This window comes from Actinotignum timonense (genome assembly GCF_030216305.1).
Classification (GTDB): Bacteria; Actinomycetota; Actinomycetes; order Actinomycetales; family Actinomycetaceae; genus Actinotignum; species Actinotignum timonense_A.
Map to the genome: position 1 here is coordinate 73,371 of NZ_JASOKT010000002.1, position 15,272 is coordinate 88,642.

10 protein-coding genes are annotated in these 15,272 nt (G+C 63.8%); 7 read left to right on the forward strand and 3 right to left on the reverse strand.

Annotation, left to right across the window (positions count from 1 at the left end; translation table 11 throughout):
- Window positions 1-65 precede the first annotated feature (65 nt).
- A complete protein-coding gene (locus QP305_RS02070) occupies window positions 66-4,271 on the forward strand; it encodes an FtsK/SpoIIIE domain-containing protein (protein ID WP_284903660.1) in 4,206 nt (1,401 codons plus the stop codon).
- Window positions 4,268-6,433, forward strand: a complete 2,166-nt coding sequence (locus QP305_RS02075) for a serine/threonine-protein kinase (protein WP_284903662.1) — start codon at window positions 4,268-4,270, stop codon at window positions 6,431-6,433. The genes QP305_RS02070 and QP305_RS02075 overlap by 4 nt, the downstream gene beginning before the upstream one ends.
- A 19-nt stretch (window positions 6,434-6,452) precedes the next feature.
- Here the strand turns inward: QP305_RS02075 and QP305_RS02080 are convergent, their stop codons facing one another.
- Together QP305_RS02080 and QP305_RS02085 are read right to left on the reverse strand one after the other, a co-directional pair.
- Complete coding sequence (locus QP305_RS02080; protein WP_284903664.1) at window positions 6,453-7,991, reverse strand: hypothetical protein; 1,539 nt, start codon at window positions 7,989-7,991, stop codon at window positions 6,453-6,455.
- Window positions 7,992-8,124: 133 nt separating this feature from the next.
- Window positions 8,125-8,793, reverse strand: a complete 669-nt coding sequence (locus QP305_RS02085; RefSeq protein WP_087070355.1) for a uracil-DNA glycosylase — start codon at window positions 8,791-8,793, stop codon at window positions 8,125-8,127.
- 1 nt (window position 8,794) lies between these two features.
- On the opposite strand from QP305_RS02085, the gene QP305_RS02090 reads away from it, so the two are divergent.
- The 3 genes from QP305_RS02090 (at window position 8,795) to groL (ending at window position 11,801) form a co-directional block, all read left to right on the forward strand.
- Window positions 8,795-9,130 (forward strand): DUF3263 domain-containing protein, encoded by a 336-nt coding sequence (locus QP305_RS02090; RefSeq protein WP_284903665.1) that lies wholly within the window; start codon window positions 8,795-8,797, stop codon window positions 9,128-9,130.
- Between the two features lie 106 nt (window positions 9,131-9,236).
- Entirely contained in the window at window positions 9,237-9,857 is a 621-nt protein-coding gene (locus tag QP305_RS02095; RefSeq protein WP_284903666.1) for a LytR C-terminal domain-containing protein, read from the forward strand.
- Window positions 9,858-10,178: 321 nt separating this feature from the next.
- On the forward strand, window positions 10,179-11,801 hold the full coding sequence (gene groL / locus QP305_RS02100) for a chaperonin GroEL (protein ID WP_016443292.1): 1,623 nt from the start codon (window positions 10,179-10,181) through the stop codon (window positions 11,799-11,801).
- A gap of 199 nt (window positions 11,802-12,000) precedes the next feature.
- Here the strand turns inward: groL and QP305_RS02105 are convergent, their stop codons facing one another.
- Entirely contained in the window at window positions 12,001-13,503 is a 1,503-nt protein-coding gene (locus tag QP305_RS02105) for an HD domain-containing protein (protein WP_284903667.1), read from the reverse strand.
- Between the two features lie 200 nt (window positions 13,504-13,703).
- Between QP305_RS02105 and QP305_RS02110 the strand changes: the two genes are divergently transcribed.
- Window positions 13,704-14,519, forward strand: a complete 816-nt coding sequence (locus QP305_RS02110; RefSeq protein WP_284903669.1) for an SDR family NAD(P)-dependent oxidoreductase — start codon at window positions 13,704-13,706, stop codon at window positions 14,517-14,519.
- Window positions 14,516-15,268, forward strand: a complete 753-nt coding sequence (locus QP305_RS02115; protein WP_284903671.1) for a lysophospholipid acyltransferase family protein — start codon at window positions 14,516-14,518, stop codon at window positions 15,266-15,268. The genes QP305_RS02110 and QP305_RS02115 overlap by 4 nt, the downstream gene beginning before the upstream one ends.
- Window positions 15,269-15,272 lie beyond the last annotated feature (4 nt).

The window sequence follows — 15,272 nt, forward strand, 5'->3', positions numbered from 1 at the left end:
CGGAAAACGATATGCGTATTGTCATTAGGAGCGATCACTCGGATCGGTTGTTTTCTCTGACAAACGTGACAGAAGAGACGCGCGTCGGGGATATCCTCGACGGCGCCCACCTCGACCGGCGCGAATGGGCCACCATGTGGGTGGACGGCGTGGCGGTCACCCCCTCAACCACCCTGGCCCGCGCCGGGGTGCACGAGGGAAGCGTCATTTCCGCCGTCGAACCGCAACAGCCCGCCGAGGAGTGGGGCTTCATCATTACAGCGGGACCGGATACCGGGCGCTATATCTCCCTTCCCGCGGGCCGTACCCTGCGCATCGGCCGCAGCCCGCAAGCCGATATCCACCTGGATTCCCCCACGGTTTCGTGGTCGCACTGCCTGGTGGAAGTGCGCGAGGACGGCCTGTGGATCAGTGACGATAACTCCTCGAACGGCACCATCCTGGACGGCGCGGCCCTAAAAGGGGAGGAAGGCGCCACCGAAGTGCATCCCGGGGACGTGATCGGCATCGGGGCCTTCTACCTCGAAGCAGTCCGGCGTGATGAGGAGACTTCTCAACAGAACGACGACGCCGCTCACGGCGTGCTCACCGCCGTGTCCACGGTCGCTTTTAACCGACCCCCGCGCCGAGCCCTGCCCGCCCACCCCAAACAACTCGAAGCGCCGGAAAAGAAAATGCCGGAAAAACCCGGCCGGCTCTCCTGGGCCGCGATCCTAGCTCCGATTTTCATGGCCGTGGTGCTCGTGGCGGTGCTCGGTTCCTTCCGCTTCGCCCTCATCGCGCTTTTCTCCCCGGTGATCGCCATCGGTTCTTTTATTGAACAGAAGCGCCGCTCCAAGAAAAGCAAAATCGAAGAAGAAGAAAAGTTCGTGGCCGCGCTCCAGGATTTCACCGTGGATATCGGCAAAGCCGCCCTGGTGGAACGCTCCCGGATGCGCGCCCAAACTCCCTACCAGCACGAGCTGGCCGAACAAGCTCGGCGCGGCGGGCCACGCCTGTGGCAGGTGCGCTCCGATCACTTCGATTTCGGCAGCGCCCAGATTGGTACCGGGCCGGTTCCCTTCGAGGTTCCGCTCGAAAATGCCAGTACCAAACCGGAACCGCGGGTACGCGAGATCCTCGACCTGGCCCGCATCCCGGCCGCCCCGGTTCGGGTGGATTTCACCAAGGGCCCGGTAGGTATCTGGGGTGAGCGTGACGAGGCCCTGGCCTTGGCGCGTTCCCTGGTGACCCAGCTGGCCACCCTCTCCGGCCCGGCCGATATGACGATCGCGGTTGCTACCGACCGGGCCCGCTCCGAACACTGGCGCTGGTGCGCCTGGCTGCCCCATACCCGCGTGGGCGGAGCTAACCCGAATAATCGCTATCTTGCCTTTGAGCGCACTCCGGCCCAAACCATGCTGCGTGGCCTACGCGATGGCCTCAACGGCTTGCCTTCCGCATCCCTTTTCCTCGTTATTGATGATGTGGCACTCCTGGAAGGTCGGGATTGCCCGGCCCGTGACCTCCTCGCCTACCGAGGGGAGGATGTGACCGGCTCCCAGAAAGCTAAAGAAGTCAGCGGTATCGTGCTGGCCACCCGCCCCGAACAGCTCCCTGCTTCCTGCCATAGTGTTATCGAGGCGAAACCCGGGGCGGAGCTGACCTTGAGTATCCCCTCCGAAGATGTCACCATCGAACATATTGCCGGGGCGATATCCACCGAGCCGCGCCTAGAAGAGTGGGCGCGTTCCCTCTCCCTTTTCGATGATCCGGAAGTGCGCGATGCTGGCGCGGCCCTGCCGCCCCTTGTACATCTTCTCGGCCTGCTCGGGCTTTCCCGCGATATGACTAGCGCGGATATCACCCAGCTGTGGCAGAACAATAAGGGATTCCGCTTCCCGCTGGGCGTATCCGAAGATGGTACATACTGGCTGGATATGGTTCGCGATGGCCCGCACGGCCTCGTGGGTGGTACCACCGGGTCGGGTAAATCGGAGATGCTGCGCACCATGGTGGCCGGGCTCGCCGCCCGGGTAGATCCTCAGCACCTCACGTTCATCCTGGTTGATTTCAAGGGCGGCGCGGCCTTCGCCACCCTCGACCAGCTTCCCCATACCATCGGCACTCTCTCGAATCTGGAGCCCTCCCTGGCCTACCGTGCTTTACGTGCCCTGGAAGCTGAGATGCTCTACCGCCAGCAATGCTTCGCGGCCGCCGGGGAAGGCGTGGACAACCTCGATAACTACTTGGCGACGAACCCTAGTGAGCCCATGCCGCGCATTCTCGTCGTCGTCGACGAATTCGCTCAGCTCGCGAAAGAGTACCCGGATGTACTCTCCTCCCTGGTCTCTATCGGCGCGGTGGGGCGTACCCTCGGTGTGCATATGGTGCTCGCTACCCAGCGCCCCGCCGGCGTTGTCAATGATGACATCCTCGCGAATACCAATATGCGGGTGGCCTTGCGGGTGCAATCACGCGATGATTCCTCGAATGTTATCGGGGTGCCGCACGCCTCCAGCATCGGCCGCGAACAGCGCGGGCGCGCCTATATCAAACTCGGTGAAGAAGATATTCACCCCATCCAAACCGCGCTCGTGACGGGTATAAGCGACGCGGCCCAATCCACCGACCTTCACGTGGACGAAATTGAGCTGGGCGGTCCGCTCCCTGATCACACCGTGGCGCGCGCCGGGGACGAAGAATCCGACGTCGATCTCCTTATCCGAGCCATCCAAGAAGCCCACCGCGCCGCGGGCTTCGGCACCCCGCGGCCCGTCTGGCCCGAACCGCTGGGCGAGCGGGTGGATCTACTCCTCGATACCGATACTCCGCGTGAAGGCGTAGCTAATATTCGCGTGAGCGCGGGCGGGGATACCGTCGCCGTGGCCCTCGCCGATGATCCCAGCCACCAGCGCCAAATCCCGGCCGGCTGGCGGCCCGCGGAAGGCAATCTTATGCTCGCCGGCATTCCCGGTTCGGGAACAACGACGACGCTGCAATCCCTCGCCCTCGTCATCGCCGCAACATCCGACCCGGCCACCACGGATTTCCTGTACCTTGACCTGGGCGGGCGCGGCCTGGAACCCCTCCACGAACTGCCCCATTCCATTGGTTACGCCGGGCCGGGCAAAGCCAATCGTGAACTCCAGCAGCGCCTGCTGCGCTACCTGCGCAGCGAATACGATAAGCGCACCACGGACCCGGGCGAATACTCCGATATCTACGTTTTTATCGATTCATTCGCCACCCTGCGTGAAGAATACGATGACGCGGAAGGCATGGAACTCCTCGAAGGGCTCTACCAGGTATGGGGCAAGGGGCCGGGCGTGGGCATCCACATGGTGGGCGCCACCTCGCGCCTCAAGGCCATTCCCGCGGCGGTGGATGAAGTCACCACCCAGAAATGGCTCTATCGCCTGGCCGATTCTTATGACTACTCCCTGGTGGGGGTCTCACGCGATAATATTCCCGCCCAGGTTCCCGGCCGCTACGTGGATGCGATCACGAAACTCCACGGGCATGTGGCCACCATTCCCGCCCCGCTAGAGCAGGCTATTGCCACGGTGGCGGCGCGCTGGCAGCCGGTGGAGAAAGCCACCGTGGTGGCGCGCCTGAGCGACGACCTGCGGGTATCCGATCTGAGTACCACCGCGCAGCTAACGGGGGAGCCCTGGATTATCCCGGTCGGAGTGGAAGAAGCCACCCTGCGCGATTACTGCCTGGAAGCCTACGCCGGGGAGCATATGCTCATTTCCGGGCCGGCGCGCAGCGGGAAAAGCTCGGTACTCTTGGGCATCGCCACAAAACTGGCCGGCGATGCGCGGGCCGCCGGCAGCCCCCTGCGCATTATCGGCCTGGCCTCGCGCCGCTCCCCGCTGCACGGTAGCGACGTCCTCGACAACGTTTATGACCACGAGGATGTCCCCTCCGCGGTGGCGGAAGCCGGTCTGGGTACCACGCCCACTATTCTTTTGATCGACGACGCACACCAGGTCACGGAAGGGGAAGAAGCCCTCAAGGATCTCCTCGCCACCAGCAACCAGCAGCTCCTTATTATCGCAGCCGGCCGCAACGATGACCTGCGTTCCGCCTACGGCAAATGGACGGCGACGCTACGCAAATCACGATTGGGCATTCTGCTCCACCCGAACCGCGATTACGATGGCGACCTCCTAGGCGTGCGCCTCCCGCGGCGCTCCCCGGTCAAAATGACCGCCGGGCGCGGCTACGCCTGCGAAGGCGGCACCGCCACCCTCATCCAAGCCGTGACCGTGCGGGATGACGCATGAGTACCGCATTCGATTTTGGAGCTTCCTACCGCGCCCTCGCCCCCATCGGCCGCGGTGCCTCCGGCGTGGTTTACGAGGGGGAACGCAAGGATGATGGCACCCGCGTTGCCATTAAATTCCTGCGCGACGAATACGTGGGTGACCCGGAAATTCTGCGGCGTTTCATTACCGAACGCTCCGTCCTCACCCAGCTCAGCCACCCCCATATCGTCGGGGTGCATGATCTGGTGGCCGACGGCGGCAAACTCGGCATCGTCATGGAGTATGCGCCCGGCCCTAACCTGCGCGAATACCTCGCTGAGCACGGCCCCTTAGCCCCCGCGGATGCCTTGGATATCACCCGTCAGGTGGTTGAAGCACTCCAGAGCGCACACGCGGGCGATGTCGTCCATCGCGATATCAAACCGGACAATATTATTTTGACCGGGCTGGCTCCGGACGCGGCGGTCGCGCCAGATACGCCAGCCACGGCCGGCAAAGATAAGGCCCTTCCGGGGCGGAAAAAACTACGCGGGCGCACCGAAGCGGAGGACCGTTTCAACGTCAAAGTAACAGACTTTGGTATTGCCGCGATTATCGGGACCGGCTCAAAAACCACGAGCATCGTGGGAACCCCGGATTATATGGCTCCGGAACTCATCGCGCAGGCGCGCGCCACCCCGAGCGTGGATATGTACGCGGTGGGCATTATGCTCTACGAAATGCTCACCGGGCGCACCCCCTTCGGCGGGGAGGGCCTCAATCCTTTCACTATTGCGCATCGCCACCTCACGGAGAAAATTGCTCCGCTGGCCGGCCTGGAAGAAAACACCGCGGCTCTGCTCGATGAGCTGGTGGGGAAGAACCCGGATACCCGGCCGGATGCCGCGCAGGTGCTTGACAGGTTACCGGCTTGCGTGGAGGCAAGCGCCGGCCAGGACCCCCTGGAGATCAACCCCTCCGCCCCGGTCTTTTACCCGGCCACCATGCTGGACGGTGCTTTCAACGCCGCCGCACTCGCCCGCGAAGCGCCGGGCGCGGCTAAGGATACTGAGAAAGAGGCGCCCGCCCGCCCCGCCGTCGTCCTCTCCCGCGAGAGTTTAGGGGAGCTTGACGCTGCGCCGTCGGCCACCATTATTAGTTCCGGCGCGGCACTGGACCTTAACTATGTACCCGCGCCCGTGGTTGAACGTGAGCCGAGCTTCTGGGAAAAAACCGGGAGTTTTATACGCGAGCACTGGATTCTCGTGACGCTGGGTGCCGTGACGCTCCTCGCGGCGATTGCCGGGGTGGTGTGGATGCTGTGGCCGCAGGCGGAAAGTGCCGATACCGCTCCCACCGAACCGATCCAGGCGCGGCTGGAGGATCACCCGCTTCCCTCCGGTCTGTCGATTGTGCGCGAGGCGAAGTGGAATCCGCAACGCCAGGTCATCGACTACACCGTCACGTACAAAACCGCAAAAAGCCCGATTTCGGGTAACGTGCTGGAGGTGATTCCCGCCCCGCAACCCAAGGATGAAGGTGGGGATACCGCGAAAAAGCAGTCTGAGCAGCAGAACACGAAGGGAACGAGCGGGGCAGCGGCGCCGCAATGCGCCGACGTGGTGTGGGATCGCGCCGGCAAACCGCATTCCAATGCCACGACTTCGCTCACGGCCCGCTGTGCCTGGACCCTGGAGGCTCCCACCGTGACGGTTGGCCAGCCGGTGACCATTACCGCCACGGTGAGTTCGGATTACGTTCCTGAAGACGAACAGGAGCTTTCGCAGTGGCTCACCGAGGTTAGTGAGGCAACCGCGAAGGCGGCCGGGGATGAAACGGCTACCTCCACCGCCTATCCCCTCCAGCGCCTGCGCTCCGTCAAGGTCACGGTGCCCCCGCGGATCCAGCAGGGGCAGCCGATTCCCATCAGCATTATCGGGGTGTGGCCCAATGGTGAGAATGTGACGACGCCGCTCTACACCAGCCCCGCCAGCGGTGCGCCGACGAGTATTCTCTCCGATCTGACCGGCGGGGACACCGCGAATCTGCGCTTCACCGACCGCTGTTCCGGGGCGGTGACCATCAGCTCGGACGGTCACGCGGTTTCCGCGCTCTATCCGGCCCAATGCGAGATCGGCGCCGTTGTCGGTAATTTCGACGCCGCTCCCGGCACCATTGCCATTACCGGCTCGGGGTCGTAGCGGAGCCCGAAGCCCGGCTTTAGCCCCGGAACCGGCGCCAGGCCGCGAGCGCTACTCCGGCCCCGCCCAGCAGCGCTGCGAGTGCCAGGCCCGCAGCGGAGTTCGCGCCGGTGCGTTGTAGCGGCGTTGGGCGCGGCGTGCTCACCGAAGGCGGTGTGCTGGGAACATTCGGAGTGCTCATAGTAGCCGGCACGGTAGGTGTAGGTGCCGGCGGCGCTGGCGTGGACGGCGTCGGGCTGGGCACGCTCCGGTCACCGGGTTCCGGCACCAGCGTAGTGGACGGCTCCGGCGATTCGGAAGGTTCCGGTGACATGGACGGTTCGGGTTCCGGCGATTCAGAAGGCTCCGGTTCCGGCGAAGTGGAAGGTTCGGGCGACGGATCGGCTGAAGAAGACGGCTCGGGCGATTCGGAAGGTTCCGGCGACGGCTCCGGCTGCTCGCACAGCGTGATGACCGCGGCGGCTTGATCGCAGCCGTCCTCGCCAACCCCGCTGATGGTGTAGGTAACCGCGGGATTGGCGTGGAGCGCGTAGAGGTAGGTATACCAATCGCCCGCACCCAGGGAGCCCTCAATATCTTTCCCGATAAGATCGTTGCGTCCGGTTTCCCGCGTCACCACGCACTGCGGCGAGCCGGTCAAACCGGCATCCGTGACCCGCTCGCGTGCAGCCGCATTCACCGCGGGATCGCTGAGTGAATACGCGGGTAGATCGCCCATGCGGCCCCATTCAAATTCTTGCAGGCTCTGGCAGCCCTCCATATACGAACCGGGCCCGCCGCCTTCCTGCGAGCATTTCCACAGCTTATTTATGGCGCGGATCGGCAGCACGGTCACCTCCGATTGCACCGCCACATCGCCTTCCACGCGGAGCGTGTAGACGCCCGAGCCGCCTATTCCGAAAGAGTATTCGTCATAGAGGTCCATATTCGCTACCTCGCCGCCGTAGGCGAGGTACGACGGCGGAGCTGTGGCAACGGCCAAGTCGGCTTTTATACGCCGCACACCAAGATTAGGATCCTCGAAATCCGGCGTGATGTGTGAGTACCAGGGGAAATCCTCGGGAGCTATATCGGGATAGAGCTCGGGATCGAAAACCGCATCCCCGTCGCTGTCGCGGCCCACATCCCAGATACGGAGTTCCTGATTGACGGGCTTGGTGGGAACCGTCCAGCGGCTCTCCCAATCGAAATCAGGCTGGGCCTGGAGGGCCTCAAGAGCGGGGTAGTCCGGAACGCTGGTGAGCGTCATTTTTACGTTCTCCAGCACGGTCGGAACGAAAACCGCCGCGCCCTGCGCAGTCTGGATATGGTCCGAGGATTCCACCAGGCGAGCTACCTGAACCGTGTAACTCACATGGGCGACGTCGCCCACCTTCTCCACGCAGGTATCCCCGCCGCGGCAGTTCACTCCGCCTCCTGTCGCGGTCATGACATTGCGCATGAGCGTCCGGTCAGGATCGGGACCACCGGCTGTGGCGGTGGCGGGAAGGAAAATGCCGGCGCCGGCCAGGGCGGCGGAAAGGGCGAGCCGCCCGAAGGTATGTGCGTGAATGGCCATGGGTACCTCCGTGGAAAATAATTCTCTATCCAGCTTCAGCTGTGAAACTACATTGAGAAACGGCGTGATGTGCGGGCGGGAATCCCGCACTACATCCCATGTTACGCCGTAGTAAATGAATACGCACAGATATTCAGGGTAACCGCCAATCCACCGGGCTGGCGCCCTGCTCGGCCAGCAGCGCATTGGCGCGCGAAAAAGGCTTGGAACCGAAGAAACCGCGCGAAGCGGAAAGCGGCGACGGGTGCGGGCTGGCAATCACCGGGGTGTTTCCCAGCAGCGGGCGTAGCTCCTGAGCGTTACGGCCCCATAAAATCGCCACCAGCGGTTTCCCGCGCGCCGCGAGGGTGCGAATCGCATGATCGGTAACTTTTTCCCAGCCGCGCCCCCGGTGTGAATTAGCGTTATTCGGGGTTACGGTCAGCACCCTGTTGAGCAGCATCACGCCCTGTTCGCACCACGGCGTGAGGTCACCGCTGCTGGGGAGCGGGGCGCCAACGTCGTCGTGTAATTCCCGAAAGATATTGACGAGCGAGCGCGGCGGAGCCACATTCGGCGCCACGCTAAAGGAGAGCCCCACCGCATTTCCGGGGGTGGGGTAGGGGTCCTGGCCCACAATGAGCACCTTCACGGAATCCAGGGGATAGGTAAAAGCGCGCAGCACATTTTTGCCCGCGGGAAGATAGCCGCGCCCGGCCGCGTTCTCTTCGCGTAAGAACGTACCCATCTCATGAATGATAGGTTCAACAGGGGCAAGAGCCCGCGCCCAATCGGGGCTGATGATCTCGGAAAGAGGCTGCATAGTGTCAGAGTACCGGAGTGAGGAACCTCCTTTTACGAGCACACCTTCGAGTGAGGGTAGTGGGGAAGCTTCGTGGGAGGATTTCTTGCGTAGTGCCGGCCCTGCCTTGCACGACGACGAGCTGCGCGTCCTCACCACGGAGATGCGGTGGCGGGCCGTGTACCGCACGAAAACCGAGGCAATCCGGGCGCTCGGCATGACTCCCACCCGCTACTACCTCATTCTTTCCGGCATTCTCAATAACCCGCGCGCCGAAGTGGAGTACCCGGATGTGGTGCGAGCTATCACCCGGCTGCGGGACCTGCGCGATAAGGAACGCGGCGGGCGCGGCGAGTGACGCGCGCTGCGCGAGCAGCGCGGGCGCGCGGGGCGGCGCGTCATTTGTGGCGACCGCGTGCCGCGTCACCGCTGATTGCGCGGCAGAAAACAGCTAGGCTAACGGTGTGGCAGGAAAGTACCCAGTAGACGAATTTGATATCGCGGCGCGCCAGCGCACAACCCGCGGCGCTCACCGCAAGCGCGAATCCTCGGCAAAGTGGTGGATCGCGCTCATCGCTATCCTCATTCTCGCCCCGGCTCTCGGGTACGGCATTGTCAAAATGAACCAGATTTCAGTAGCGCCACCCTCCCACAAGCCGAGCGTGAGCGCACCGGCCCAGCCCTCAGCTACGGCTCCCGAAGCCGGCACCGCGGGCACGGAAGGTAGCCCGGCCCCCGCTTCGGAGGCGCCAGCGCCCGCGGAAGAAGCCTCGCCTTCGGCTTCCCCCACCCCGGCCGCTGAAGTGGATCACAGCCGTTCCACCCTCATCCTCAACGCCTCCGGGATTTCCGGATATGCCGCCGCGCACCAGCGCCAACTCACCGAAGCTGGCTTTACTACCACCTCCATCGGCAACTACCAGCACGCGGCACCGGCCCACTCCCAGATTTTCTATCCGGAGGCCGCTGATCTGCCCACCGTGGAAGCCATCGGTGCCGAATTGGGAATCACCGATTTCGTTGAAAACGCCAGCGCGAGCGGGGATAGCATCGTCGTCGTGCTGGCGGGGGATACTCGCAACTAAAGAACCTCGGGCGAAGATTCCCGGCTTCGCCAGCCGCTAAAACTTGAGTGCTTCCCGCTCAAGTTTTCGGGGCGGTTATCCGGGGCCGGGCGCGCGGAATTGCGGGCATATCGCGCTTTTCTGGCGGGTGGCTGCTGCGTCGTCGTACCTGAACCACAGCTTGCACTCGCGCCGTGAGAGTGCCAGAATCTCTGTTAGCACTCCGAGTATGTGAGTGATAAGTCCAACTGGTTGGTGAGGCTGACCGTGAGCGAAGAAAGGCTTCGCGCGGGAAGTCGTCCGTCGCGGGCACCGGCCACAGTGATTCTGGAGGAATATCGCATGGCAAAGACCATTGCTTTTGATGAGGAAGCACGCCGCTCCATGGAGCGCGGCCTCAATCTCCTCGCGGACACCGTCAAGGTGACGCTGGGACCCAAGGGCCGTAACGTCGTTCTTGATAAGAAGTGGGGCGCCCCCACCATCACGAATGACGGTGTGTCCATCGCCAAGGAAATTGAGCTGGAAGATCCCTACGAGCGCATCGGTGCTGAGCTCGTCAAGGAAGTCGCCAAGAAGACGGACGACATCGCCGGTGACGGCACCACCACCGCGACGGTTCTCGCCCAGGCTCTCGTGCAGGAAGGCCTGCGCAATGTGGCCGCCGGCGCCAACCCCATCGCGCTGAAGAAGGGTATCGATACCGCGGTCAAGGCCGTGACCGAACGCCTCCTCGCGGACGCGAAGGAAGTCGATACCCGCGAAGAAATCGCCTCCACCGCCGCCATCTCGGCCGGTGACCAGGAAATTGGTGAGGTCATTGCCGAAGCCATGGATAAGGCCGGCAAGGAAGGCGTGATCACCGTGGAAGAGTCCTCCGGCCTGGAGCTGGAGCTCGAGCTCACCGAAGGTATGTCCTTCGATAAGGGCTACCTCTCCCCCTACTTCGTGACTGACGCCGAGCGCCAGGAAGCCGTTCTGGAAGATCCCTTCATCCTCTTCGTGGATTCGAAGATCTCCAACCAGAAGGAGCTCCTCCCGGTTCTCGAAAAGGTGATGCAGGCTGATCGCCCGCTCCTCATCATCGCCGAGGATGTGGAATCCGAAGCGCTGGCCACCCTCGTGGTCAACAAGATCCGCGGCACCTTCCGCTCCGTGGCCGTCAAGGCCCCGGGCTTCGGTGATCGCCGCAAGGAAATGCTCCAGGATATGGCCATCCTCACCGGCGGCCAGGTGATCTCCGAATCCGTTGGTCTCAAGCTGGAGAACACCGACCTCACGCTCCTCGGCCGCGCCCGCAAGGTGGTTGTCACTAAGGAAAACACCACCATCGTGGACGGCGCTGGCGACCAGGAGCAGATTGACGGGCGCGTTTCCCAGATCCGCACCCAGATCGAAAACTCCACCTCCGAATACGACACCGAGAAGCTCCAGGAGCGCCTGGCCAAGCTCGCCGGTGGCGTGGCGATTATCAAGGCCGGTGCGGCTACCGAGGTTGAACTCAAGGAACGCAAGCACCGCATCGAGGACGCCGTGCGCAATGCCAAGGCGGCCGTGGAAGAAGGCACCGTCGCCGGTGGTGGCGTGGCCCTTATCCAGGCCGGTAAGGAAGCTTTCGCCGACCTCAAGCTCGAGGGCGACGAAGCGACCGGCGCGGCCATCGTGCGTTACGCTATCGAAGCTCCGCTCAAGCAGATCGCCAGCAATGCCGGCCTCGAGGGCGGCGTGGTGGCCGAGAAGGTTCGCAACCTCCCCAAGGGCGAGGGCCTCAACGCGGCCACCGGCGAATACGTCAACCTCATGGAGGCGGGCGTTATGGATCCGGTCAAGGTGACCCGCTCGGCGCTGCAGAACGCGGCCTCCATCGCCGGCCTGTTCCTCACCACCGAAGCCGTGGTGGCGGACAAGCCCGAACCGCCGGCTCCGGCCGCGCAGGGTGACGGCGGCATGGGCGGTATGTACTAAACCGCTAGATTCAGCTGCAGCTGACGCCAAAAAGTAATAGTGCTGCCAGCGTGATCTGGTAGTTGTCGGGTGGCGCGCTTTCCGCGAGGAGGGCGCGCCACCTTTGTGGTATCAGAACGTGCGTAAGGGCACGGCTGCGGTGCGCCGGTTCATCTCTACGGTGCGCCGGCTCGGCCGCACTTGACCGCCACGGCCGCGGCTACATATCCGGTTCGCGCTCGATGCCGTGCGTGGGGGAGGGATCTGCGGGCCGGGCCACAATATCGCCTTCCGGATCGTCTTCGATCAGCGGCGGGATGCTCTCCGTATAGCGCGGGGTACGCCGGGGCGCGCCCTCGCGTTCCTTTTCCTTCCACACCTCCGCCTGGGCGCGATCCGCGAGCGGGGAATCAATATTCTCCGCCAGCGCGATGGCCTCATCGCGTTCCTTCTCCGCCGCCCGCCGGCGTGCATTAATCTTATTCAGGGTGGCCTGGGAGACCTCCTCACGCTGGCGCTTGCGAAGCTGTTCCGCGCTCAGCTGCGGCTCGCTCGCCTCGGCGGCCGGCCCGGTGGGCAGCACCCGCGTCACCTCGCCGGCATCCTCTTCCGGAATCCGAGCTTCCACCGCTTCCAAAGTAGAAGTTTCGGTGCGGGCATCGCGATAGGCATCCGCCCCGGCCGGCGCGGTGGGAGCGGAGGGAGTGGCGAGCCCGGTGAGCGTCGTCGTACCTACATTCGCATCCACGGGGCGCGTTACCTCTGCCGGGCGCGTCACGTCTAACGTTCGCGCGGCATCTGCTGTTCGTGCGCCTTCAGCAGTTCCGGCCGCATCTACGGGGCGCAGAGCCTCAGCGGCGTTCGCCCCATCCGCAGCGTGCGGCCCGCCCGCAACATTCGCACCGCCTGTACCTGGCTCCGGCTCGGCCAGGCGCTTACGCAATTTCGCGGCCTCCGCCTGCAAATTCTGACGCGCGGCATCCTCCCATTTTTGGCCCTCGGGCGTATAAAACAAATGCTTGCGCTCGAGCAGCTTCGCCACGATTTTCTCGCGCCCGCGCCAGAAACTCTCGTCGGGAATATGCGGGTATTCCTCGCGAATCGCCTGGGTATAGCGCCGGTAGCTCTGCGGGGAGGAAGCCAAAATCGCCAGGTGCGCATCACGCAGCACCATAATGTCAATATCCTGTTCGGCGGTCCCCAGGCTGGTGGCCGGGGCGCGCCCCATCACCGGCATCGCGGTGAGCGCCGGCGCTTTCATCCCCCAAATCAGCTCAGCCACCCGGCGCGCGGTTTCCGGCGCGATGCCGAGGTTCGTCAGCTCATTTTCAGCGGTGCGCGCCGAAAGCAGTTCATCTTCACCGCCGCGTTTCGTGTAGACGCGGTAGCGCGACGTCGAAAAAACTACGCCGTGGTACCAGGCCGCAAGCCGCACGGTATCCGGATGATGCGTTTCGTTAATGAGTTTTTCCACATTGGCGAGCATGGCCGTGAGGTGGTGAATATCGTGGAAGATACGATCCGGTTCCGACCAGCGCGCCAGCACCGAGGTACACGTCTCCTGAATCTCCGCGCTGGACGCGGTCGCCCCCAGCCCCGTCACTGCCTTCTCGAAAGAAACCGGCAGCCACGAAGGAACGGACATATTTCCTCCCACCGTGGTGCGCACCCGCGGCGAACTTTTCGCCAGGGGACGACGACGCACGTCGCCCTCCGCACTCAAACGCAACTGATTCTAATCATGCCCAGGCCCGGGTGGGGAACATGTGGGTCTTTTTGCCGGGCGCGCCCGCCCCGGGGGAGTGCGGCGTGGCGCGTGGACGCGGGCGGAGAGTTTCCCGGGGCTGCCACTTTTCGCCCAGCTGAACGCGATAACCGGGCCGGCGAGGTGCACGGGCGCGGCCGGTGCACTAACGTAGAGACGTGATATCTGACGCAGCCTTTTCCGCCTCGCACGCAGCTGGCCGGCCTCGGGCACTGGTGACCGGGGGAAGTTCCGGCATCGGGCTCGCCTTCGCCCGCCAGCTCGCCGCCCGCGGATACGCGCTGGTCCTGGTGGCGCGCGGGGAAGAACGCCTAGGCGCCGTGGCCGAAAAATTCCGGGCGCGGGGCGTGGAATGCGAAACGATGTGTTGCGATCTTGGCGTGGGGAACGACGTCGCACGCCTATGCGATTACCTCCGTGACAATGCCGTTGATGTGGTGGTCAATAATGCCGGGGCTGGCCTGTATGAAAGCCTCGTGGACGGGGATATGGACCGGATTGACGCGGCGGCGGCCCTCATGGCTGGAGCTCCGGTGCGGATCGGCGCGGCGGCCACCGCGGCGATGGCCGCGCGGGGGAGGGGCGCCCTCATTAATATTGCCTCGGTGCAGAGCTTCGTTCCCATGGGTGCCTATGCGGCCCTCAAATCTTTTGTGCGGGTATGGTCCGAATCGCTGGCGGTGGAGCTGCACGGCAGCGGGGTGACGGTCACCGCGGTGCTACCTGGCTGGGTGCGTTCGGATTTCCACCGCAACTCGGGCGGGAAACGCTCCGGGGTTCCCGATGCGCTGTGGCTGGAGCCCGATACGGTGGCGCGGGCCGCGCTCGCGGCGGCCGCGCGCGGAAAAGTCCGCTGCACGCCTACCGTGCGTTACAAGATCATTGGTTTCCTGGCGGAGAAAGGCCCGCGCTGCGCGGTAAACTGGGTGGCAAGGAAAATTAATGGCAGTGGGCGAAAGGCGGACCGCGGGTGAGCGAGCTCGAACCGATTGATCCGTATCTGGATGAGTCCAAGGCCCGCCGCCGGCATCGGGTGCGCCGCGCCCTGACGAAACCGGTCATGTCCACGATTCTCCGACCTACCGTGCTGGGGGAAGAAAATATTGAGAACCTGGACGGCGCTTTTATCCTGGTGCCTAATCATTCTTCGCACCTGGATGCTCCGATGATTTTCTCGCTGCTTCCCGATAAACTCACCGAGAGGTTAGCGACCGGCGCGGCCGCGGATTATTTTTATCGCCGCCGTGGCATTTCTAATCTCACTTCGCTGTTCTTTAATACCTATCCCATTGAGCGCGGTAAAAAACCCACCGGGAAAGCCGGGTCGGAATATCAGCCCGGCCGCGCCAAGGGGATGACGGGCCGCCTGCTGGCCGCGGGTGTTCCGATTCTGATTTTCCCGGAAGGGACCCGCTCGCGCACCGGGAAGCTCGGCACCCCTAAGGCGGGCGCCGCGGCCCTCGCGCAGCGTTTCAACGTTCCGATTGTTCCCATCGCCATGTCCGGTGGGCACGAGGTGATGCCGGTGGGGGCGGTGCTCCCGAAGTTCCGCGGGGAAGTGTTCTTGTTTATTGGCCGGCCTATGTATGGCATGCCGGAGGAAGACCCGGCTGATTTTATGGGCCGGGTATTCACCGCTATTGAGATGATGCTGGAGCAGAAGAGCGCGCATCCGCTCACCCCGGAAGGCACCAGTCCCTTCGATCCGCCGGCGGCTGAGTAGCCCG